25 protein-coding genes and 1 tRNA gene are annotated in these 21,663 nt (G+C 60.5%); 19 read left to right on the forward strand and 7 right to left on the reverse strand.

The annotated features are described in order from the left end of the window. Window positions 1-113 precede the first annotated feature (113 nt). Window positions 114-1,202, reverse strand: coding sequence for an asparaginase (locus JOY50_RS04265; protein WP_028613281.1), 1,089 nt, complete (start codon window positions 1,200-1,202; stop codon window positions 114-116). Window positions 1,203-1,605: 403 nt separating this feature from the next. On the opposite strand from JOY50_RS04265, the gene JOY50_RS04270 reads away from it, so the two are divergent. From JOY50_RS04270 to JOY50_RS04300, 7 genes are all read left to right on the forward strand, one after another. Then, a complete protein-coding gene (locus tag JOY50_RS04270; protein WP_132841554.1) occupies window positions 1,606-2,565 on the forward strand; it encodes a sugar ABC transporter substrate-binding protein in 960 nt (319 codons plus the stop codon). Between the two features lie 20 nt (window positions 2,566-2,585). After that, window positions 2,586-4,139: a sugar ABC transporter ATP-binding protein gene (locus JOY50_RS04275; protein WP_243054814.1), complete on the forward strand. Its 1,554-nt coding sequence runs from the start codon at window positions 2,586-2,588 to the stop codon at window positions 4,137-4,139. Then, window positions 4,136-5,131 carry an ABC transporter permease gene (locus JOY50_RS04280; protein WP_132841548.1) on the forward strand — a complete coding sequence of 332 codons (996 nt, stop codon included), beginning with the start codon at window positions 4,136-4,138 and terminating at the stop codon, window positions 5,129-5,131. Before JOY50_RS04275 ends, JOY50_RS04280 begins: the two co-directional genes overlap by 4 nt. Window positions 5,132-5,135: 4 nt before the next feature. Next, window positions 5,136-6,158 (forward strand): LacI family DNA-binding transcriptional regulator, encoded by a 1,023-nt coding sequence (locus JOY50_RS04285; protein ID WP_028613277.1) that lies wholly within the window; start codon window positions 5,136-5,138, stop codon window positions 6,156-6,158. A 15-nt stretch (window positions 6,159-6,173) separates the two neighbouring features. Further along, entirely contained in the window at window positions 6,174-7,082 is a 909-nt protein-coding gene (gene rbsK, locus JOY50_RS04290; RefSeq protein ID WP_138736096.1) for a ribokinase, read from the forward strand. Beyond that, window positions 7,079-7,477 carry a D-ribose pyranase gene (rbsD, locus tag JOY50_RS04295; protein WP_028613275.1) on the forward strand — a complete coding sequence of 133 codons (399 nt, stop codon included), beginning with the start codon at window positions 7,079-7,081 and terminating at the stop codon, window positions 7,475-7,477. The genes rbsK and rbsD overlap by 4 nt, the downstream gene beginning before the upstream one ends. Before the next feature lie 155 nt (window positions 7,478-7,632). Next, complete coding sequence (locus tag JOY50_RS04300; protein WP_132841542.1) at window positions 7,633-8,634, forward strand: nucleoside hydrolase; 1,002 nt, start codon at window positions 7,633-7,635, stop codon at window positions 8,632-8,634. On the opposite strand, the gene JOY50_RS04305 is transcribed toward JOY50_RS04300, so the two are convergent. Then, a complete protein-coding gene (locus JOY50_RS04305; protein ID WP_003250649.1) occupies window positions 8,606-8,818 on the reverse strand; it encodes a hypothetical protein in 213 nt (70 codons plus the stop codon). The two genes, JOY50_RS04300 and JOY50_RS04305, sit on opposite strands and share 29 nt — an antisense overlap. Before the next feature lie 275 nt (window positions 8,819-9,093). Here JOY50_RS04305 and JOY50_RS04310 point away from each other — a divergent pair, with 275 nt between their 5' ends. Then, the gene (locus JOY50_RS04310) at window positions 9,094-9,423 is read left to right on the forward strand and encodes an I78 family peptidase inhibitor (RefSeq protein ID WP_132841540.1); all 330 of its coding nucleotides are present in this window, start codon (window positions 9,094-9,096) and stop codon (window positions 9,421-9,423) included. A gap of 165 nt (window positions 9,424-9,588) precedes the next feature. On the opposite strand, the gene JOY50_RS04315 is transcribed toward JOY50_RS04310, so the two are convergent. Continuing rightward, a complete protein-coding gene (locus JOY50_RS04315) occupies window positions 9,589-9,801 on the reverse strand; it encodes a cold-shock protein (protein ID WP_016499013.1) in 213 nt (70 codons plus the stop codon). 163 nt (window positions 9,802-9,964) lie between these two features. Then, entirely contained in the window at window positions 9,965-10,270 is a 306-nt protein-coding gene (locus JOY50_RS04320; RefSeq protein WP_019471869.1) for a hypothetical protein, read from the reverse strand. Between the two features lie 338 nt (window positions 10,271-10,608). On the opposite strand from JOY50_RS04320, the gene thrS reads away from it, so the two are divergent. The 10 genes from thrS (at window position 10,609) to JOY50_RS04370 (ending at window position 19,160) form a co-directional block, all read left to right on the forward strand. Next, window positions 10,609-12,531, forward strand: coding sequence for a threonine--tRNA ligase (gene thrS, locus JOY50_RS04325; RefSeq protein ID WP_019471868.1), 1,923 nt, complete (start codon window positions 10,609-10,611; stop codon window positions 12,529-12,531). After that, entirely contained in the window at window positions 12,531-13,082 is a 552-nt protein-coding gene (gene infC, locus JOY50_RS04330) for a translation initiation factor IF-3 (RefSeq protein WP_016499016.1), read from the forward strand. Before thrS ends, infC begins: the two co-directional genes overlap by 1 nt. A gap of 60 nt (window positions 13,083-13,142) precedes the next feature. Beyond that, on the forward strand, window positions 13,143-13,337 hold the full coding sequence (gene rpmI / locus JOY50_RS04335; protein ID WP_003250667.1) for a 50S ribosomal protein L35: 195 nt from the start codon (window positions 13,143-13,145) through the stop codon (window positions 13,335-13,337). 27 nt (window positions 13,338-13,364) lie between these two features. Continuing rightward, window positions 13,365-13,721 (forward strand): 50S ribosomal protein L20, encoded by a 357-nt coding sequence (gene rplT, locus JOY50_RS04340; protein WP_003250671.1) that lies wholly within the window; start codon window positions 13,365-13,367, stop codon window positions 13,719-13,721. Between the two features lie 109 nt (window positions 13,722-13,830). Continuing rightward, window positions 13,831-14,847 (forward strand): phenylalanine--tRNA ligase subunit alpha, encoded by a 1,017-nt coding sequence (gene pheS / locus JOY50_RS04345; protein WP_016487883.1) that lies wholly within the window; start codon window positions 13,831-13,833, stop codon window positions 14,845-14,847. Window positions 14,848-14,878: 31 nt separating this feature from the next. Then, window positions 14,879-17,272 carry a phenylalanine--tRNA ligase subunit beta gene (gene pheT, locus JOY50_RS04350; RefSeq protein WP_019471867.1) on the forward strand — a complete coding sequence of 798 codons (2,394 nt, stop codon included), beginning with the start codon at window positions 14,879-14,881 and terminating at the stop codon, window positions 17,270-17,272. A gap of 4 nt (window positions 17,273-17,276) precedes the next feature. After that, a complete protein-coding gene (gene ihfA / locus JOY50_RS04355) occupies window positions 17,277-17,579 on the forward strand; it encodes an integration host factor subunit alpha (protein ID WP_003250679.1) in 303 nt (100 codons plus the stop codon). After that, window positions 17,560-17,916 carry a MerR family transcriptional regulator gene (locus tag JOY50_RS04360; RefSeq protein ID WP_003250681.1) on the forward strand — a complete coding sequence of 119 codons (357 nt, stop codon included), beginning with the start codon at window positions 17,560-17,562 and terminating at the stop codon, window positions 17,914-17,916. Before ihfA ends, JOY50_RS04360 begins: the two co-directional genes overlap by 20 nt. 111 nt (window positions 17,917-18,027) lie before the next feature. Then, window positions 18,028-18,104, forward strand: a tRNA-Pro gene (locus tag JOY50_RS04365). 249 nt (window positions 18,105-18,353) lie between these two features. Further along, entirely contained in the window at window positions 18,354-19,160 is an 807-nt protein-coding gene (locus tag JOY50_RS04370) for an HNH endonuclease (RefSeq protein WP_138736236.1), read from the forward strand. 214 nt (window positions 19,161-19,374) lie between these two features. Here JOY50_RS04370 and JOY50_RS04375 read toward each other — a convergent pair whose 3' ends face one another. From JOY50_RS04375 to JOY50_RS04385, 3 genes are all read right to left on the reverse strand, one after another. Beyond that, the gene (locus JOY50_RS04375) at window positions 19,375-19,638 is read right to left on the reverse strand and encodes a DUF3077 domain-containing protein (RefSeq protein WP_243054815.1); all 264 of its coding nucleotides are present in this window, start codon (window positions 19,636-19,638) and stop codon (window positions 19,375-19,377) included. A 162-nt stretch (window positions 19,639-19,800) separates the two neighbouring features. Further along, window positions 19,801-20,043, reverse strand: coding sequence for a hypothetical protein (locus JOY50_RS04380; protein WP_243054816.1), 243 nt, complete (start codon window positions 20,041-20,043; stop codon window positions 19,801-19,803). Window positions 20,044-20,524: 481 nt separating this feature from the next. Continuing rightward, on the reverse strand, window positions 20,525-20,704 hold the full coding sequence (locus JOY50_RS04385) for a hypothetical protein (RefSeq protein WP_019471428.1): 180 nt from the start codon (window positions 20,702-20,704) through the stop codon (window positions 20,525-20,527). Window positions 20,705-20,919: 215 nt separating this feature from the next. Between JOY50_RS04385 and JOY50_RS04390 the strand changes: the two genes are divergently transcribed. After that, on the forward strand, window positions 20,920-21,636 hold the full coding sequence (locus JOY50_RS04390; protein WP_243054817.1) for a hypothetical protein: 717 nt from the start codon (window positions 20,920-20,922) through the stop codon (window positions 21,634-21,636). The last annotated feature ends 27 nt before the right edge of the window (window positions 21,637-21,663 follow it).

Raw genomic sequence — 21,663 nt, forward strand, 5'->3', positions numbered from 1 at the left:
GGCGGGGTGAACCCGATCTCATGGAATAAACGCTAACTCGGTGCCTTAGCAGGGACTCTGTGGGAGCGGGCTTGCCCGACGCAAGGCCGCTCCCATAGTGGAGCGTGAGGTACTCAGTACTCCCAGAAGATCCGCTGCAGCTCTTTGCTGTCCTGGGTCTTGGTCATCGCCACCATCGCCAGAATCCGCGCCTTCTGTGGGTTCAGGTCGTGGGCCACCACCCAGTCGTTCTTGTCATCCGGCTGTTCGGCGTTGCGCAGCACGAAGCCACCCTGGTTGACGTGCGACGAGCGGATGATCTGCACGCCGTTCTTGCGCAGTTCCTGCAACGCCGGCACCACCCGCGACGACACCGAACCGTTGCCGGTGCCTGCGTGAATCAGCGCCTTGGCACCGTTCTGCGCCAGTGCCTTGTAGGCGGTGTCGGTCACGTTGCCATAGCCATAGGCAATGTCCACCTGCGGCAAGCTGCTGATCTGCTTGATGTCGAACTCGGAATTGACCGTATGGCGCTTGGCTGGCAGGCGGAACCAGTAGGACTTGCCTTCCACCACCATGCCCATCGGGCCCCAGGCGCTCTTGAAGGCTTCGGTCTTGATGTTGACCGACTTGCTCACGTCACGCCCCGACTGGATCTCGTCGTTCATGGTCACCAGCACACCCTTGCCACGCGACTGCTTGTCGCTGGCCACCGCCACGGCGTTGTACAGGTTGAGCATGCCGTCGGCAGACATGGCGGTACCCGGGCGCATCGAGCCGACTACCACGATTGGCTTGTCGGTCTTTTCCACCAGGTTGAGGAAGAAGGCGGTTTCTTCGAGGGTGTCGGTGCCGTGGGTGATGACGATACCGTCGACATCCTTGCTGTCGGCCAGCTCGGCGACGCGCTTGCCGAGTTTCAACAGGTCGTCATTGCTGATGCTTTCAGAGGCGATCTGCATCACCTGCTCACCGCGCACGTTGGCGATGTCGGCCAGTTCCGGCACGCCGGCAATCAGCTTGTCGACGCCCAGCTTGGCGGCCTGGTAGGTGGCGCTGTTGGCAGCGCTGGCGCCGGCGCCGGCAATGGTGCCGCCCGTGGCGAGGATGACCACGTTGGCGAGTTTCTGCTGGGTTTCGGCTTCTTTGGCTGAGGCGGAGGTTGGCAGGATCAGCAGCAGGGCGAGTGCGCTGGGGGCGAAGGTTTTAAGTGCGGCATTCATCGTTATTGTTCTCTCTCTTCCTAGTGAGATAGTTATTGAGTCGCGCAGGGCTACAGGCATGTTTCGTACCAGCTTGCGCGGACGGCTTTTTGTGTGGGAGCGGCCTTGCGTCGCGATGGCTGCGCAGCAGCGCCAAAATGCTGGCTTCAGCACACATTGCCGGGGCTGCTGCGCATCCCATCGCGACACAAGGCCGCTCCTACAAGGGCAGTGTTTCATTCGTAATTCCGAACAAGCATAGGAAAAGGTGTTCGGTTTTTCGGAAAAATCTGCATAATCGGCCACAGCAGTTCTTGGCCTCCGACAGCCAAACGGATTTGACAAACCGCGGTCCTGTTTCCATAGTTAGTCAACGCAAACGTTTGCGATCCGATAAAAAACACAAGATTCGGAGTCATCGTCCATGAAACTGCCGTTCCCCGGTCGTCTGCTGGCCCTCGCTGTCGTTTCCTCTCTTTCCCTCGCACTGCCCCTGTCTGCTGCCCACGCCGAAGACAAGCCCAAGGTCGCCCTGGTGATGAAGTCACTGGCCAACGAATTCTTCCGCACCATGGAAGACGGCGCCAAGGACTACCAGAAAGCCCACGCCGACGAATTCGACCTGGTTGCCAACGGCATCAAGAACGAGACCGACACTGGCGAGCAGATTCGTATTGTCGAGCAGATGGTCAATGCCGGCGCCAAGGCGCTGGTGATTGCCCCGGCAGATTCCAAGGCGCTGGTGTCGGCGGTGCAGAAGGCCATGGCCCAGGGCGTGGTGGTGATCAACATCGACAACCGCCTGGACCCTGATCTGCTCAAGAGCAAAGGCATCAGCGTGCCCTTCGTCGGCCCTGACAACCGCAAGGGCGCGCGCCTGGTCGGTGACTACTTGGCCAGCCAGAAGCTGAAGGCCGGCGACCAGGTGGGCATCATCGAAGGCGTGCCGACCACCACCAACGCCCAGCAGCGTACCGCCGGTTTCAAGGACGCCATGGACGCCGCGCAGATGAAAATCGTCTCGGTCCAAAGCGGCAATTGGGAAATCGACAAAGGCAACGCCGTCGCCGCCTCCATGCTTAACGAATACCCCGATCTGAAGGCCCTGCTGGCCGGCAACGACAGCATGGCCCTGGGCGCCGTGTCGGCCGTGCGCGCCGCCGGCAAGGCCGGCCAGGTGCAAGTGGTGGGCTACGACAACATCAACGCCATCAAGCCGATGCTTGCCGATGGTCGCGTGCTTGCCACCCTCGACCAGGCCGCCAGCCAGCAGGCGGTGTACGGCATTCAGGCTGCGCTGAAAATGGTCAAGGGCGAGAAACCGGATGTGGATGCCGACAACGTCATCCAGACCCCGGTCGAACTCATCACCAAGAAGCCCTGACGCTGCCAGGAGAAACGGCCATGCCTGCATCGGCCAATGAAGTGGTGCTGTCCGCCAGCGGCCTGGGCAAGACCTACGCCCAGCCCGTGCTCGGCGAGGTCAGCCTGAACCTGCGGGCCGGCGAAGTGCTGGCCCTGACCGGCGAGAACGGCGCGGGCAAAAGCACGTTGTCCAAGCTCATCAGCGGCCTGGAGGTGCCCACCACCGGGCACATGACCTACCGCGGCCAGGCCTACGCGCCCGGCAGCCGCAGCGTGGCCGAGCGCCTTGGGGTGCGCATGGTGATGCAGGAGCTGAACTTGCTGCCGACGCTGACCGTGGCGGAAAACCTGTTTCTCGACAACCTGCCCAGCCGCTTCGGCTGGATCAGCCAAAAGCGCCTGCGCCAGTTGGCCACCGCCGCCATGGCGCAGGTCGGGCTCGATGCCATCGACCCGGATACCCCGGTGGGCGAGCTGGGCATCGGCCATCAGCAGATGGTCGAGATTGCCCGCAACCTGATCGGTGACTGCCATGTGCTGATCTTCGACGAGCCCACCGCCATGCTCACTGCGCGCGAGGTGGAGTTACTGTTTACCCAGATCGAGCGCCTGCGCGAGCGGGGCGTGGCCATCGTTTATATCTCCCATCGTCTCGAAGAATTACAGCGCGTGGCCCAACGCATCGTTGTACTGCGCGATGGCAAGCTGGTGTGCGACGAGCCGATCCAGCGCTACAGCAGCGCCGAACTGGTCAACCTGATGGTCGGCCGTGAACTGGGCGAGCATATCGACCTGGGTCGCCGACAGATCGGGGCGCCGCTGCTCAAGGTCGACAAACTCAGCCGTGCTGACAAGGTGCGCGAAGTGTCGTTTGAGGTCAGGGCAGGGGAGATCTTTGGCATCTCCGGCCTGATCGGCGCCGGCCGTACCGAGCTGTTGCGCCTGATCTACGGTGCCGATCGCGCCGACAGTGGCAGCATCGCGCTCGGCCAGCCGCCGCAGGCGGTAAGCATCGACTCGCCCAAGGCCGCAGTGCGGGCCGGGATCGCGCTCATCACCGAAGACCGCAAAGGCGAGGGCCTGCTGCTGACGCAGTCGATCAGCGCCAACATCGCCTTGGGCAACCTGGGTGCGGTATCGCGGGCGGGCGTGCTCGATGGCGAGGCGGAACAGGCCTTGGCCGAGCGCCAGATCCAGGCCATGCGCATTCGCAGTGCTGGCGCGCAGCAAGTGGTGGGCGAGCTGTCTGGCGGCAATCAGCAGAAGGTGGTGATAGGCCGCTGGCTGGAGCGCGACTGCCAGGTGCTGCTGTTCGACGAGCCCACCCGGGGCATCGACGTGGGTGCCAAATTCGACATCTACGGCCTGCTGGCCGAATTGGCGCGCCAAGGCAAGGCACTGGTAGTGGTGTCCAGCGACCTGCGCGAGCTGATGCTGATCTGCGACCGCATCGCCGTACTATCGGCCGGCCGCCTGATCGACACCTTCGAACGTGACCATTGGAGCCAGGACCAGCTGCTTGCCGCCGCTTTTGCCGGTTATCAGAAACGTGACGCGCTGCTGCACGATGCAGCCCCCAGGATGGATGTATGAAAACCACCCCGCTGGACACTCAAGGCGCCGCCCCCGTGCGCCGCAGCGGCACGTACTTTGGCCTGGGCACCTACCTGGGCCTGGCCGGCGCCTTGCTGGCGATGATCGTGCTGTTCTCGTTCTTAAGCAGCCACTTCTGGTCGTACAGCACCTTCAGCACCCTGGCCAATCAAATCCCCGACCTGATGGTACTGGCCGTGGGCATGACCTTTGTGCTTATTATCGGCGGTATCGACCTGTCGGTGGGTTCGGTGCTGGCCTTGGCTGCTTCTGCAGTGAGTGTGGCGATTCTTGGCTGGGGCTGGGGCGTGCTGCCGTCGGCGCTGCTGGGCATGGCTGTGGCCGCGCTGGCCGGCAGTATCACCGGTGGGGTTACCGTGGCCTGGCGTATTCCCTCGTTCATCGTCTCGCTCGGCGTGCTGGAAATGGCCCGCGGCCTGGCCTACCAGCTCACCGACTCGCGCACCGCCTACATCGGCGATGCCTACGCCTGGTTCTCCAACCCGATTGCCTTTGGCATTTCGCCAGCGTTCATCATCGCCTTGCTGGTGATTGTGCTGGCCCACCTGGTGCTGACCCGCACGGTGTTCGGCCGTTACCTGATCGGCATTGGTACCAACGAAGAGGCCGTGCGCCTGGCTGGCATCGACCCGCGCCCATACAAAGTGCTGGTGTTCGCCCTGATGGGGCTGCTGGCAGGCCTGGCCGCGCTGTTCCAGATTTCGCGCCTGGAAGCAGCCGACCCCAACGCCGGCTCCGGCCTGGAGCTGCAAGTTATCGCCGCCGTGGTAATTGGTGGCACCAGCCTGATGGGCGGGCGTGGCTCGGTCATCAGTACCTTCTTTGGCGTACTGATCATTTCCGTATTGGCGGCCGGGCTGGCGCAAATTGGCGCCAGCGAGCCGACCAAGCGCATCATCACCGGGGCGGTGATCGTCATCGCCGTGGTGCTCGACACTTACCGTAGCCGGCGTGCAGGCCGGCGGAACTGACACTATGGCAACCATCAAAGACGTCGCGGCATTGGCGGGCATTTCCTACACCACCGTGTCCCATGTATTGAACAAGACCCGCCCGGTGAGCGAACACGTGCGGCAGAAGGTTGAAGCCGCCATTATCGAGCTGGACTACGTGCCCAGCGCTGTGGCGCGTTCACTGAAGGCGCGCAGCACAGCCACCATCGGCCTGCTCGTGCCCAACAGCGTCAACCCGTACTTCGCCGAGCTGGCACGGGGCATTGAAGACGCCTGCGAACGCAACGGCTATTGCGTGATTTTGTGCAACTCGGACGACAACCCACAGAAGCAGCGCAGTTACCTGCGTGTGCTGCTGGAAAAGCGCATTGATGGCTTGGTGGTGGCCTCGGTGGGCCAGGACAGTGACCTGCTGCAAAGCCTGGCCTGCGTGCGCACGCCGATGGTGATCGTCGACCGTGAGCTGGAAGGCGTGGATGCCGACCTGGTGCGCATCGACCACGAGCACGGCGCCTACCTGGCCACCCAGCATCTGCTGGAGCTTGGCCATCGCGACGTCGCCTATATCGGCGGCCCCGCCGAAACCGGGGTTACCCAGTTGCGCCTGAACGGCTTCCGCCGTGCCATGGCCGAAGCCGGTGTGCCGGTGCTGGGCAGCCGTGTGCTGCACTGCGACTTCACCAGCCCGGGTGGGCACGCAGCAGCGGCGCAGGTGCTGGAGGGCAAACGGCCCACGGCGATTTTTGCCGGCAACGACATGATCGGCTTTGGTGTGCTGCGTGCTGCAGCCGAACGCAATATCAGCGTACCGGGCGAGCTGTCGGTGATCGGTTTCGACGACATCGAGCTCAGCCGCTATGTGTACCCGCCGCTGACCACGGTAGGCCAGTCGATTCGCGAGCTGGGCGAAAGCGCCGCCTCGCTGCTGCTGTCGCGCATTGGCACACCCCGCCACGGTGCGGCGGAGCAACGCATCGTTGCCCCGCGCATCGTGCTGCGTGAGTCCACCGGGCCGCGCCCGGACCTGTTCAACGATTACCGCTAACGCTAAGGAAACGTCATGAATGCCAAGGTTGTGGTGGTCGGCAGCCTCAATATGGACCTGGTGGCCCGCGCCCAGCGCCTGCCCCGGGCCGGCGAAACACTCCCCGGCGAAAGCTTTTTCACCGTGCCGGGCGGCAAGGGCGCCAACCAGGCCGTGGCGGTGGCACGGCTGGGCGGCAGCGTGGCGATGATCGGCAATGTGGGTGACGATGACTATGGCCGGCAACTGCATCGGGCCCTGTATGTCGAGGGCATCGATTGCCAGGGCGTCAGCACCTGCCCAGGGGTGTCCAGCGGTGTGGCACTGATTACCGTGGATGCTGCCAGCCAGAACTGCATCGTCATCATTCCTGGCGGCAACGGCCTGCTGACGCCGCAGTCGGTACAGCGCTTCGATGCGTTGCTGCAGGCGGCCGAGGTGGTCATCTGCCAGCTGGAAGTGCCGGTCGACACCGTGGCCTGGACATTGGCCAGGGCCCGTGAGCTGGGCAAGCAGGTAATCCTGAACCCGGCGCCGGCCACCGCCCCCTTGCCGGCGGACTGGTTTGCCTGCATCGATTACCTCACGCCTAACGAAAGCGAGGCCGAAGCCCTGACCGGGGTGGCAGTGACTGACCAGGACAGTGCCCGGCGTGCTGGCGAGCGCTTGCTACAGCTGGGCGCGGGTAAAGTGATCATCACCCTGGGGGCGCAAGGGGCCTTGCTGATTACTGCGCAGGGCCATCAGCACTATCCGGCGCCGGTGGTGCAACCGCTGGACACCACCGCTGCTGGCGATACCTTCATTGGTGGCTTTGCTGCCGGGCTGGTGCGGGGGCTGGAGGAGGGCGAGGCCATTGCCTTTGGCCAGCGTGCCGCCGCCTTGTCGGTTACCCGTGCCGGTGCCCAGCCGTCGATTCCTTACCTGGCGGAGCTGGCCCCATGAAGAAAACCCCGTTGCTGAACGTTGCCCTGTCGCGGGTCATTGCCGGCATGGGGCATGGCGATATCCTGGTGATCGGCGATGCCGGGCTGCCGGTGCCACCGGGCGTGGAGCTGATCGACCTGGCCATCACCCCCGGCCTGCCGGATTTCGCCAGCGTGTTGCGGGTAGTGCTGAGCGAGTTGCAGGTAGAACGGCATGTGCTGGCTGAAGAAATGCAGAAAGTGGTGCCGCCCGGGCTGGTCGAGATCGAGCGACTGAAGGGCAAGCTGGGCAAGCGCGAATGGCTGAGCCATGAAGATTTCAAGGTGCTGTCGCGCAGTGCCCGCGCGGTGGTGCGCACAGGTGAGTGTCAGCCTTACAGCAACATCGCCCTCATCTCCGGCGTCACCTTCTGAAGGCGGGGGCGTTGCCCCCGATCGCCGGCAAGCCAGCTCCCACAGGGATATCACCCGCCTCGAAGGCGGCGCTGTACCTGTAGGAGCTGGCTTGCCGGCGATTGGGCCGCACTGCGGCCCCGGAACCCTCTACCTAGGCAACAGGAGTGCCCCCCATGCTCAAACCCCTGCTACAAGGAATCGCCTTCATGGCCACAGCCACCACCCTGCAGGCCGCCCCCATCGACCTGATCATCGACACCGACCCCGGCGCCGACGATGTAGTCGCGCTGTTCCTGGCCATGGCCTCGCCCGACGAACTCACTATCCGCGCCATCACCACCGTGGCCGGCAACGTGCGCCTGGATAAAACCTCGCGCAACGCCCGCCTGGCCCGCGAATGGGCGGGGCGCGAAGACATCCCGGTGTACGCCGGCGCCGGCCGCCCACTGGTGCGCGCGCCGATCTACGCCGCCGACGTTCATGGTGAAGAAGGCCTTACCGGTATTCAGGTGCACGAGCCCAAAGCCCCTCTGGCACAAGGCAATGCAGTGCAATACTTGGTCGACACCCTCGGCACAGCCAAACCGCACAGCATCACTGTCGCTATGCTTGGCCCACAAACCAACCTGGCACTCGCGTTGATCCAGCGGCCGGACATCGCCAAGGGCATCAAGGAGGTGGTGGTCATGGGCGGTGCGCATTTCAACGGCGGCAACATCACCCCGGTGGCGGAATTCAACCTGTACGCCGACCCGCACGCTGCAGAAGTGGTGCTGGCCAGCGGGGTGCAACTCACCTACCTGCCGCTGGACGTCACCCACAAGCTGCTGACCAGCGACGCCCGCCTGAAACAACTGGCAGCCGTGAACAATCAGGCCAGCAAGCGCGTGGTCGATATCCTCAATGCCTACATCACCCACGACATGGACCTGTACGGCATGCCCGGCGGCCCGGTGCATGACGCCAGCGTCATTGCCTACCTGTTAAAGCCTGAGCTGTTCAGTGGCCGGCGCATTCACATGAGCATCGACAGCCGCGAAGGCCCGACTTTCGGCCAGACCGTTGCCGACTGGTACGGCGTGCTCAAGCAGCCGGCCAATGTGTTGTGGGTGGAGCAGGGCGATGCCCAGGGGCTGTTTGACCTGCTCAGTGCCCGTCTGGCGCGATTGGAATAGCCGCGTGCGGCGCGTAGCGCTCGAACACCTGGTCGATGAAGCTGCGTGCCGCCTCGGCACCGTTGTCGCGTACCAACAGGTCAATGGCGATCAACAGCAATTCTTCCGGTGTGCCAGGGCTGTACGCGCTCTGGCCCTCCGCCCATTTGACCTTGATGTCGGCATCGATGCTGTGGGTACTCATGAAAAGCTCTCGCTTGGGGCCCGGTACGGAAGGGTGAACACCTGACCCTGGTGTTCGATGGAGGCGGGATGCGCTCCACTTCTTGCAGCAAATCATGGCTTTGCGCCAGTGACCGTGCGCGCTAAGCATATGGCAAACGCAGTGGGTTGTGCAAAATCCAGTCACGATTGCTTTTCGCCTCGGTGCCAGAGTTCAGGCAGACTTGACCGGTTTTGCAACAAATACCCAGCGGAGCTGTCGGAACAGACAGTTCCCGGACCCATTTAGGAGGCTTCATGTTCCGTACCCGTGCTTACCTGGCAACCCTGGCGGTGGCTGCTGTCCTGGCTGGTTGCAGCACTGGTGGCAATGCTGGCGGCAAAGCTGGCGGCGATGCCCCGGCGGCATCGGCTGGCAACGATGGCCGCTGCGAAGCCAGCGGCGCCGATTTTGCCATTGGCAAGCCCGCCAGTGCCGACCTACTGGAGCAGGCGCGCAAGGCCAGTGGCTCGCAGATGGCACGTATTCTCACGCCGCACGATGTGGTCACCTTGGAGTACCGCTCCGAGCGTCTCAACCTGAACGTGGACGAGCAGGGCAAGGTGACCCGCGTCAACTGCGGTTGATGCAGCTCCAAAGGCCCATGCGGTCCCTGTAGGGGCGGCCTTGCCGGGGCGCCGGACCGGCCCTTTCGCGGCACAAGGCCGCTCCTACAAAGAGCAGCGTGTGCCGCCTGGTAAGCGCCCATAAAAAAACCCGCCACAAGGGCGGGTTTTTTCACAGCTTCCGAATTACTCCGGACGAACCTGAGCAGCCTGCATGCCCTTCTGACCGCGCTCGGCGACGAAGGAAACTTGCTGACCTTCTTTCAGGCTCTTGAAGCCGTCGGATTCGATGGCCTTGAAGTGAACGAACAGGTCGTCGCCGCCGCCTTGTGGGGTGATGAAGCCGAAGCCTTTCTCATCATTGAACCATTTGACGGTGCCGGTTTGGCGATTGGACATGGGATGAATCTCCAGAAACTTGAAATTTTTCGAAGTGCCTAGACGCCTGAGCTGTCTGGCACAGATGACATCATAGTCTAATTCTGCGGAAGTAGCGCCTTTTACCTTCACCGGATGTTGATCCAGCGCAAAATAATGGTCAGCCACCACCGGCTTTAAGGTTTCAGCGCTTCGGTGCGCAGGCCTGTTGCACCACGGTCTGGGCCTTTTGCATCAGCTTGGCGTCAACGCCATCCTGGCTGTCCAGGTCGGCAATCTCGGCGTCGGTGAAATTCTTTTTGATAGCTTGTGCGCCGCAGTCGCAGTGTTTTTTCGCGGTGGCAGCGTCAACGCCCTGGCTGCCGGCCACTTGCGTGCACTGGGCGGTGTAGGCGGCCTCCTTCCCTGCAGGGAAGTTGCCGGCGTTCGCAGCCACGGGCAGCAGCAGGGCGCCAGCGGCCGCCAGGGCCAGAAGGGACGGAACTCGCATAACCAGTTACTCCTTGGGTTAAGGTCTCATCAAGAGTAGGTTGCTTCCCAAAGTCTGAGCGGTATTTTTCCGCGTTAGTTCACCGCTGCGGTTCAATTTCCAAATATTTCTGCCTGGGGTGCAACCCGCGTGCTAGCATGCTCGGCTTGTGGTCGCGCCTGTGCCGGCTGCAGCTATCTTTTTTCTTTCCAGTCACTCTGGTTCGTCCCTTGCAAGCCGAAAGGCTTCTGCCACTGTGAGGCAGGCTTCCTTATGAAGGAAGGCAGGCCGGATCTTGTACTGGCTCATCCCAACCCACGTGACCTTTGGTAGGGGTCACCACTAGGAGAGGAGGCGCCATGCCCGTTATTACTCTTCCCGATGGCAGTCAACGTTCGTTTGATCACGCCGTATCCGTAGCCGACGTTGCCGCTTCCATCGGCGCCGGCCTGGCCAAGGCCACCGTCGCCGGCAAGGTCGACGGCAAACTGGTCGATGCTTGCGACCTGATCAGCCACGACGCCACCCTGCAGATCATCACCCCTAAAGATGAAGAGGGACTGGAGATCATCCGTCACTCGTGCGCCCACCTGGTCGGCCACGCAGTGAAACAGCTGTACCCGACCGCCAAGATGGTGATCGGCCCGGTTATCGACGAAGGCTTCTATTACGACATCGCCTACGAGCGCCCCTTCACCCCTGAAGACATGGCCGCCATCGAAAAGCGCATGATGGAGCTGATCGAAAAAGACTACGACGTAGTCAAAAAGGTGACCCCGCGCGCCGAAGTCATCGATGTGTTCAAGGCTCGTGGCGAGGACTACAAGCTGCGCCTGGTCGAAGACATGCCGGACGAGCAGGCCATGGGCCTGTATTACCACGAAGAATACGTCGACATGTGCCGTGGCCCGCACGTGCCGAACACCCGCTTCCTCAAGGCATTCAAGCTGACCAAGCTGTCCGGTGCCTACTGGCGCGGTGATGCCAAGAACGAGCAGCTGCAACGCGTGTACGGCACCGCCTGGGCCGACAAAAAGCAGCTGGCAGCTTACGTTCAGCGCATCGAAGAAGCCGAAAAACGCGACCACCGCAAGATCGGCAAGCAGCTCGACCTGTTCCACCTGCAGGAAGAAGCCCCGGGCATGGTGTTCTGGCACGCCAACGGCTGGACCGTGTACCAGGTGCTCGAGCAGTACATGCGCCAGGTTCAGCGCGCCAACGGCTACCTGGAAATCAAGACGCCGCAGGTTGTCGACCGTATTTTGTGGGAGCGTTCCGGCCACTGGTCCAACTACGCCGAGAACATGTTCACCACTTCGTCGGAAAGCCGTGACTACGCGGTAAAACCGATGAACTGCCCGTGCCACGTGCAGGTGTTCAACCAGGGCCTGAAAAGCTACCGCGACCTGCCGCTGCGCCTGGCCGAGTTCGGTGCCTGCCACCGTAACGAGCCGTCCGGCGCGCTGCACGGCATCATGCGCGTGCGTGGCTTTGTGCAGGACGACGCGCACATCTTCTGCACCGAAGAACAGGTGAAGAAAGAAGCCGCCGACTTCATCAAGCTGACCCTGGACGTGTACAAGGACTTCGGCTTCAGCGATATCGCCATGAAGTTGTCCACGCGTCCGGCCAAGCGTGTCGGTTCTGAAGAGCTGTGGGACCGTGCCGAAAGCGCACTGGCCGACGCCCTGAACGAATCGGGCCTGGAGTGGGAATACCAGCCAGGCGAGGGCGCCTTCTACGGCCCGAAAATCGAGTTTACCCTGCGCGACTGCCTCGGCCGGAACTGGCAGTGTGGTACCCTGCAGTACGACCCGAACCTGCCAGAGCGTCTGGACGCCAGCTACATCGCCGAAGACAACAGCCGTATTCGCCCGGTCATGCTGCACCGCGCCATCCTCGGTTCGTTCGAGCGCTTCATCGGTATGCTGATCGAACACTACGCTGGCGTGTTCCCGGCGTGGCTGGCTCCGACCCAGGCGGTGATCATGAATATCACCGACAAACAGGCCGATTTCGCCCTCGAGGTTGAGAAATCTCTGAACGGTAGCGGTTTCCGTGCCAAGTCGGACTTGAGAAATGAGAAGATCGGCTTTAAAATCCGCGAGCATACTTTGCTCAAGGTCCCGTACCTTTTGGTTATAGGGGATCGCGAAGTCGAAACGCAGACCGTTGCAGTGCGTACTCGCGAAGGCGCAGACCTGGGCTCCATGCCCGTCGCCCAATTCGCTGAGCTTCTGACACAAGCGGTTTCCCGGCGTGGTCGCCAAGAATCGGAGTAATGACTATTAAGCGTGAAATGAGAAACGATAAGCGTGCTGTACCGAAGGCCCCGATCAACGAGAATATCTCGGCCCGCGAGGTTCGGTTAATTGGCGCAGACGGCGAGCAGGTTGGCATCGTCTCGATTGATGAAGCGCTGCGTATCGCTGATGAAGCGAAGCTGGACCTGGTAGAAATCTCTGCAGACGCGGTACCGCCTGTCTGCAAGGTCATGGACTACGGCAAGCACCTCTTCGAGAAGAAGAAGCAGGCCAACGAAGCCAAGAAAAACCAGAAGCAGATCCAGATCAAAGAAATCAAGTTTCGTCCAGGGACGGAGGATGGGGATTACCAGGTAAAACTACGCAACCTGGTACGTTTCCTTACCGATGGGGACAAGGCCAAGATCTCTCTGAGATTCCGTGGTCGTGAGATGGCCCACCAGGAGCTGGGCATGGAGCTGTTGAAGCGGGTTGAAGCTGACCTGCTTGAATACGGCACCGTTGAGCAGCATCCGAAGATGGAAGGACGCCAGCTTATGATGGTCATCGCCCCCAAGAAAAAGAAGTAATCTCCCGGGCACGGCAGGCCTGATGATTATGTGTAATTTTATCGAATGCGGAGTTCCAACATGCCAAAAATGAAAACCAAAAGCGGTGCTGCGAAGCGCTTCCTGAAGACAGCTTCGGGCTTCAAGCACAAGCACGCTTTCAAGAGCCACATCCTGACCAAAATGTCGACCAAGCGTAAGCGTCAACTGCGCGGTGCCAGCTTGCTGCACCCGTCTGACGTGGCAAAAGTCGAGCGCATGCTGCGCGTTCGTTAATTCTGGTTAAGATAGAGGAAGTTACTCATGGCTCGTGTTAAGCGTGGCGTCATCGCTCGTAAGCGTCACAAGAAAATTCTGAAACTGGCTAAAGGTTACTACGGTGCACGCTCGCGCGTATTCCGCGTAGCCAAGCAAGCGGTCATCAAGGCAGGCCAATACGCCTACCGCGACCGTCGCCAGAAGAAGCGTCAGTTCCGCGCACTGTGGATCGCTCGTATCAACGCCGGTGCCCGCACCAACGGTCTGTCCTACAGCCGTCTGATTGCTGGCCTGAAAAAGGCTTCGATCGAAATCGACCGTAAGGTTCTGGCCGATCTGGCAGTGAACGAAAAAGCGGCGTTTGCTGCGATTGTCGAGAAAGCTAAAGCCGTTCTGGCTTAAGTACCCGCGACAATCACCCGGCGGCGCTAGCGCCGTCGGGCATTGAACGTCATCGATAGGGGAAGAGCCTTCAAAGCTCTTCCCCTATTTTCGTATCTGGAGTCTGTACATGGAAAACCTGGATGCGCTGGTCTCCCAAGCCCTAGAGGCTGTGGAGCGCGCTGAAGACATCAATGCCCTGGAACAGATCCGGGTTAATTATCTCGGCAAGAAGGGCGAACTGACCCAGGTGATGAAGACCCTGGGCAACCTGCCAGCCGAAGAGCGGCCGAAAGTCGGCGCGCTGATCAACGACGCCAAAGAACGCGTCACCGTTGTGCTCAATGCCCGCAAGGCCGCCTTTGAAGAAGCCGAGCTCAGCGCTCGTCTGGCTGCCGAATGCATTGACGTCACCCTGCCAGGCCGCGGCCAGGCCACCGGTGGCTTGCACCCGATCACCCGTACACTCGAGCGCATCGAGCAGTTCTTCACCCACATCGGCTACGGCATTGCCGAAGGCCCAGAGGTCGAAGACGACTACCACAACTTCGAAGCGCTCAACATCCCCGGCCACCACCCGGCCCGGGCGATGCACGACACCTTCTACTTCAATGCCAACATGCTGCTGCGTACCCACACCTCGCCGGTGCAGGTGCGGACCATGGAGTCCACCCAGCCGCCTATCCGCATTGTGTGCCCAGGCCGCGTATACCGCTGCGACTCGGATATCACCCACTCGCCGATGTTCCACCAGGTCGAAGGCCTGTTGATTGATCGCGATATCAACTTCGCCGACCTCAAGGGCACCATCGAAGAATTCCTGCGGGTGTTCTTCGAAAAAGAACTGGCGGTACGTTTCCGCCCATCGTTCTTCCCCTTCACCGAGCCGTCCGCCGAAGTCGACATCCAGTGCGTGATGTGTTCCGGCAACGGCTGCCGCGTGTGCAAGCAAACCGGCTGGCTGGAAGTGATGGGCTGCGGCATGGTGCACCCAAGTGTGCTGCGCATGTCCGGCATCGACCCTGAAGAGTTCCAGGGCTTCGCTTTCGGCATGGGCGCCGAGCGCCTGGCCATGCTGCGCTATGGCGTCAACGATTTGCGTCTGTTCTTCGACAACGACCTGCGGTTCCTTGCCCAATTCCGCTAGGCCCAATCGACGCACATTCTAGGAGAACAGCATGAAATTCAGTGAACAGTGGCTGCGCGGTTGGGTAAACCCGCAAGTCTCCCGTGACGAACTGGTCGCCCGCCTGTCCATGGCCGGCCTCGAAGTTGACAGCGTTACCCCCGCTGCCGGCCAGTTCAGCGGCATTGTCGTGGGCGAAATCCTCGCCACCGAACAACACCCGGACGCCGATAAACTGCGCGTGTGCCAGGTGACCAACGGCCAGGAAACCTTCCAGGTCGTGTGCGGCGCCCCTAACGCCCGCCCAGGCATCAAGATCCCGTTCGCCATGATTGGTGCCGAGCTGTCTGGCGACTTCAAGATCAAAAAGGCCAAGCTGCGCGGCGTCGAGTCCTTCGGCATGCTGTGCTCGGCGGCCGAGCTGGAAATCAGCGAAGAGAACGACGGCCTGCTGGAGCTGGCGGCCGACGCCCCGGTTGGCGAAGACATTCGCAAGTACCTGAGCCTTGACGACGCCAGCATTGAAATCGGCCTGACCCCCAACCGCGGTGACTGCCTGTCCATCGCAGGCCTGGCCCGCGACGTCAGCGCCCTGTACGACACCCCGGTCACCCGCCCGGTAGTGCCTGCCGTAGCGCCTGCCCACGACGAAGTGCGCCCGGTCGAAGTTAGCGCCCCAGCTGCCTGCCCGCGCTACCTGGGCCGCGTTATCCGTAACGTCGACCTCAGCAAGCCGACCCCACTGTGGATGGTCGAACGCCTGCGCCGCAGCGACGTGCGCAGCATCGACGCCGCCGTCGACATCACCAACTACGTGATGCTCGAACTCGGCCAGCCGATGCACGCCTTCGACCTGGCTGAAATCAACGGCGGCATCCGCGTTCGCATGGCCGAAGAGGGCGAAAAGCTCGTCCTGCTCGACGGCCAGGAAGTGGCCCTGCGCGCCGACACCCTGGTCATCGCCGACCACACCCGCGCCCTGGCCATCGCCGGCGTCATGGGTGGCGAGCACAGCGGTGTGAACACCGAAAAAACCCGCGACCTGTTCCTGGAAAGCGCCTTCTTCGAGCCGATTTCCGTTGCCGGTAAAGCCCGTTCCTACGGCCTGCACACCGATGCCTCGCACCGCTACGAGCGCGGCGTCGACTCGCAGCTGGCCCGCGAAGCCATCGAGCGCGCCACCCAGCTGCTGCTGGACATCGTCGGCGGCGAAGCTGGCCCGGTGGTCGAAGCTGTCAGCGAACAGCACCTGCCGCAAGTGGCCCCGGTTACCCTGCGCGCCGAACGCATCACCCAGATGCTCGGCATGGAAATGGACCCAGCCCAGGTCGAGCAACTGCTCAACGCCCTGGAACTGACCACCACCAAGAGTGGCGGCTCTGAAGGTGTAGCGCAGTGGACCGTCAACGTCCCAAGCCACCGCTTCGACATCAGCCTGGAAGTGGACCTGATCGAAGAGCTGGCCCGCCTGTACGGCTACAACAACCTGCCGGTTCGCTACCCGCAAGCCCGCCTGGCCCCACAGGGCAAGCCGGAAACTCGCGGTGACCTGCCAACCCTGCGCCGCCTGCTGGTTGCCCGCGGCTACCAGGAAGCCATCACCTACAGCTTCATCGACCCGAAACTGTTCGAACTGTTCAGCCCGGGCGTAGAGCCGCTGTTGCTGGCCAACCCCATCTCCAGCGACATGGCCGCCATGCGTGCGTCCCTGTGGCCGGGCCTGGTCAAGGCACTGCAGCACAACCTGAACCGCCAGCAAGACCGCGTGCGCCTGTTCGAAAGCGGCCTGCGCTTCGTCGGCCAACTGGGTGACCTGCAGCAGCAGCCAATGATTGCCGGCGTTATCACCGGCAGCCGCCTGCCAGAAGGCTGGGCCAACGGCCGCGACGGCGTCGACTTCTTCGACGTAAAAGCCGACGTGGAAGCCCTGCTGGGCTACTCCGGCGCCCTGAGCGATTTCACCTTCAGCGCCGGCAAACACCCAGCCCTGCACCCAGGCCAGACCGCCGCCATCGAGCGCGACGGCAAACTGGTTGGCTACCTTGGCGCCATCCACCCGGAGCTGGCCAAGGCCCTGGGCCTGGACCGCCCGGTGTTCCTGTTCGAGCTGGTGCTGGGTGACGTGGTCGAAGGCCGCCTGCCGAAATTCAGCGAGCTGTCCAAGTTCCCGGAAACCCGTCGTGACCTGGCTTTGATTGCAGGACGTGATGTAGCTTCTAGCGCGGTGCTTGAATTAATTCGTGACAATGCAGGCGAATGGCTCACAGACCTCAGGCTGTTTGATGTCTACCAAGGTAAAGGCATTGATCCTGATAGAAAAAGCCTTGCCGTTGGCTTGACCTGGCAGCATCCATCGCGCACTCTTAACGACGATGAGGTGAACACTACCCTGCAAAACATCCTCACCTCGCTCGAACAAAGGTTGAACACCACGTTAAGGAAATAACGGCATGGGTGCTCTGACGAAAGCTGAGATGGCCGAAAGGCTGTACGAGGAGCTGGGGCTTAACAAGCGTGAGGCCAAGGAGCTGGTCGAGCTGTTTTTCGAAGAAATTCGGCACGCACTTGAAGAGAACGAGCAGGTCAAGCTGTCCGGTTTCGGCAACTTCGACCTTCGCGACAAGCGCCAGCGGCCGGGCCGCAACCCCAAGACAGGGGAAGAGATCCCGATCACCGCACGGCGCGTCGTCACCTTTCGTCCAGGGCAGAAGTTGAAGGCCCGGGTTGAGGCCTATGCTGGAACCAAGCCATAACGACGAACTGCCCCCCATACCGGGCAAACGCTACTTCACCATTGGTGAAGTGAGTGAGCTTTGTGCGGTAAAGCCGCACGTGCTGCGGTATTGGGAGCAGGAGTTCGACCAGCTTAACCCTGTGAAGCGGCGGGGGAACCGGCGGTATTACCAGCGGCAGGATGTGCTGATGATCCGCCAGATTCGTGCGCTGCTTTATGACCAGGGGTTCACCATTGGCGGGGCGCGGTTACGGCTCTCCAGTGATGAGGCTAAGGATGAGTCCAGCCAGTACAAGCAGCTGATTCGGCAGATGATTGTTGAGTTGGAGGATGTGCTGGTGGTTTTGAAGAAGTGAGATCTTTCCGATAGGTGGAATTTTTTTAAGAAAAAGCTTCCACTTATCAGATGGTTAGGGTACATTCTTCAACGTCCTCAGCAACATTGAGGACATGCTTCAAAGCCCAGTCGGGGCGTAGCGCAGCCCGGTAGCGCACTTGCATGGGGTGCAAGGGGTCGAGTGTTCGAATCACTCCGTCCCGACCATTATTGAAACGAAAAAGCCCAGTCGGAAACGACTGGGCTTTTTTGTGTCGGTCCCTTCCTGAAGAAGTTTCATATCTCCCTTCCGCTATGAGGCACGTCGCGCATGAGCCAGTGGCCTGTAGCCCGGTCTGGTGCGGCTCGTGGGGCATAACGAATTACACAACTCTTAGCGGTTATGTCAATCCTCACTACATGTGGGAAATTTCCTCTTTTTTGGTAGGCTTTTGCAACCAGTCGAGAGGAAATGTAATGCCCTTCGTCATCGTTGAAAACGACACATCGCAATGGGAAGACCAGACAGGCGCTGTCTATCACTTCCCCAAACGCTACAAGGCCTGGCTTGCCCCTGGAACTGAAGTGATCTACTACAAAGGGCGTATTAAGGACCAAGCCTTTGCTTCCGCCCGACTCAGCGCTGCGCCGCATTATTTCGGCAAGGCACGCATCGGTAAGGTCTATGCGGACCCAAAGAGTGATAAGGGTGATCTTTTTGCGTTTGTCGAAAATTTCACGCCTTTTGGAGAAGCTGTCTCAGCAAAAATCGACGGGATGTACCTGGAGACTATTCCTGCTACTCGCGTTAAGAACTATTGGCGTGACGGGGTTCGGCCCATCTCCCAGGCCGATTACGATGCAATCTTAAGCCATGCGAAGCTCTTACCTTCGCAGGCTGAAGCGGTCATGTCGAACGCCGAAGATGATGCATACATCTTTGAATCGTTCAGTGAGGGCAGCAAGACAAATTACTTCGGAACCCGCTATGAGCGCAGGAAAGATCTGAGGATGAAGGCCATTGCCTTTCACGGGCTTGATTGCAAGGCATGTGGCTTTGATTTCGAACTGGCTTACGGTGAGCACGCGAAGGGCTTTATTCATGTTCACCACGTAGTACCAATTTCGAAACTGGGAGGGGAGCAGGTCGTGAACCCTGAGACAGATTTAGTGACGCTGTGCGCCAACTGTCATGCGGTAGTCCATCGCAAGCAAGACATGACTCTGAGCGTAGCTGAGTTGAAAGGGATGTTACGCGGGCGATGGGTCAGCGATTCTCTGTAGAGACCTGAGCGTACGCTGGCTTGAGTCGATACCACGCGACGGACTTGTACAAAACGCGAAAGGTTTTTCAGCTTATTGGTGCCTTTGCGTTTCCTCTTTGATGTCGTTAGTGATGGAGCAGGATCTGGGATGGCAAAGCAGGCCGTTTAGTCGGACTGCCTCCGAGACCGGGTTTGAACTTGGTCTCGAAGACTTCCGTTGAGGTGCGGGCGATTCAGCGCATCATCCCCAGCTCATCATCATCCATCAGCGCCTTGGCCAAAGCGCACAGGTAGTGCGAAGCCCAAATTAGCTGTGGCTTGTCCTCCATCAAGCCATCCAAGGTCATATCCCGTGCGTAGCCCATCATTTCCGATGCCTGTTCCCGCGCACTCTGGCAAGGGATACCGGCCTCAATACGAAACAGCGGATGGGTCTGGTTTTCACCCTGATAGAAAGTGGTTTTGCCGACGGTGAATTTGGTTTCTTCTGTGGACATTGGTCGATCTCCCCGAAATCTCTAGTGCCTGGGCTGGCCTCTCGCCGGCAAGCCAGCTCCCACAAGTGCTGCATAGGCTTCACGATCTGCGACATGGCTCAGATCCATGTGGAGGCTCGGCTTGCAGGCGTTTGGGGGCCTGGGCGACACATCAATTTGGCTTCAGTGCGAAGTCCCAGGCTCAGTAGGCATCTGCACTTGGACTATTGCGGACTCCAGTAAAGCCCGCAGCGTCTCCAGTTCATGCATCGAGGTCATCATCAAAATCGATGCTGGCGACTTGGGCTGTAGCAGCATTGCCTGATGCACGACAGTCGCAGCGCAAAGCGCGTAGTCCGAGGCTTCGAGGAGGGTGTCTTCGAGGCAGAGATTCTTGTGGGGTGGATCAGGAACTATCTTCAGCATGCTCACGCTCCAACAATGGTTGAGCTGCTATCCCCCCCGCTGTCAAACGGGAGGGTGGCAGCTGTACGCGGGTTGACAGACCGAGATTGTTGGCACTCGGCGCACACGATGGTGCCCGCACGTACAGCCGCCATAAGCGTTTGCACACGGACAACAATCGACGGTCTGTCAAAACCGGTCGCTGAATTGGCAGCGACCGGTCGAGACTAGGGCTGACTATTTCCATGTGCAACGAAAATCAGGCGCGAGGAGTATCTTTGGGAAATGGCCTACAAGGAAGGGGTTATTTCTGATTTTTCGACCCGCTGCCGTTCCTCAAGACGTCGACAGGAAACATGCGGGCAAAAGAAAGCCCGCCGAGGCGGGCTAAGTACTATCACGTAGGGATAGCTTGATACTGCCTAAGCCACTGTGAAAATTGGGTGAAAGAAAAGTCCCCAGAATGTGATCAACCAGCGACGTTAGCGGGGCCCCGCGCCATTTACAGCTGGGCTTTTTGCCGCTGGTAGCGCTGAAAACGGGTAACAGCGATTTGGACGGCAGCTGCCACGAGGCACAGCAGGCCGATTTTCCAGCTGCCCTCCAGGCCGTAATGCTCGGCGATTTTCCCAGTGAGGAGGACGCTAACGAAGATGGCGAAAGGCAGGATCAATTTGTTCATCGGGTCTTCCAGCAGGCTACAAATGGCTCGGGTGAGGATGCAGTTCACCCAGCGGAAATGACGCGATCTTAGCAAATCCGTTTGCGGCTTTGTGGTCACATCCACAGCGGCTGCACGGTCTGCTGTCTGTAGCGCGATAATGGCAAAGGGGCAGCATGGACTTCCGCCATTCGGCCCTCGAAACTGATCCACTCTCATCTCGACCAGGGCAGGTCATGAATAACCTGAAACGGACCACCTTTCTCATGCTACTGCTGGCAGTGGCCTCGTTAACCGCCTGCGTCCCTTGGAAACGCGAACGTGCCGCCTACGCGGACATCTGCGAATCCGAGTTCCAGTTCAAGGTGCCAGGGCCGCAGGGTGAGACCACGCTCTACCTGGAAACCTACCTCTACGACCACGCCGCTCTATGGGGCGAAAAGGCCTACAAGCAAGCCCTGTACGTGCAGTACCCGGGCGAGAAGTACTCGCGGCAGGAATTTTATGTGCAAATGGTCGCCTACAACAAAGACCGCCAGCGCCCGTCGACTGATTCCAAGCGTGGTGAGCCGCCGATACCGGTGCTGTACGACAGCCGTCAGGCTTACATTACCTTAGAAGACGGTTCGCGGCTGAATGCACGGCCCCAGGTGTACGTGGGCGTCAACGAGACCTACGACTTTCCGTTGGTGAATGAGAAGACCGCCCGGCCATCGCCGTACGACATCAACAGCGATGAAGTGCACCGGATGATTCCCAGGATGACCAATAACAAGCGCTACGGCTCGGCTTATGTGATCTTCCAGACGGACAAGCTGAACGCCGATTCCAAGTGGACCATTCACCTGGGCAGCCTGGAGGTGCAGGGGCGGAAGGTGGAGATTCCGCCTTTGCGGTTGTGCTATCACCCCGTCAGGAAATGGATCGGGATCGAGCCCCTGATGCGGCCTTGATCGCAACGTTTGGAAGGTAGCGGATAC

Source organism: Pseudomonas sp. BP01 (assembly GCF_022760795.1).
In the GTDB taxonomy this organism is placed as follows: domain Bacteria; phylum Pseudomonadota; class Gammaproteobacteria; order Pseudomonadales; family Pseudomonadaceae; genus Aquipseudomonas; species Aquipseudomonas putida_Q.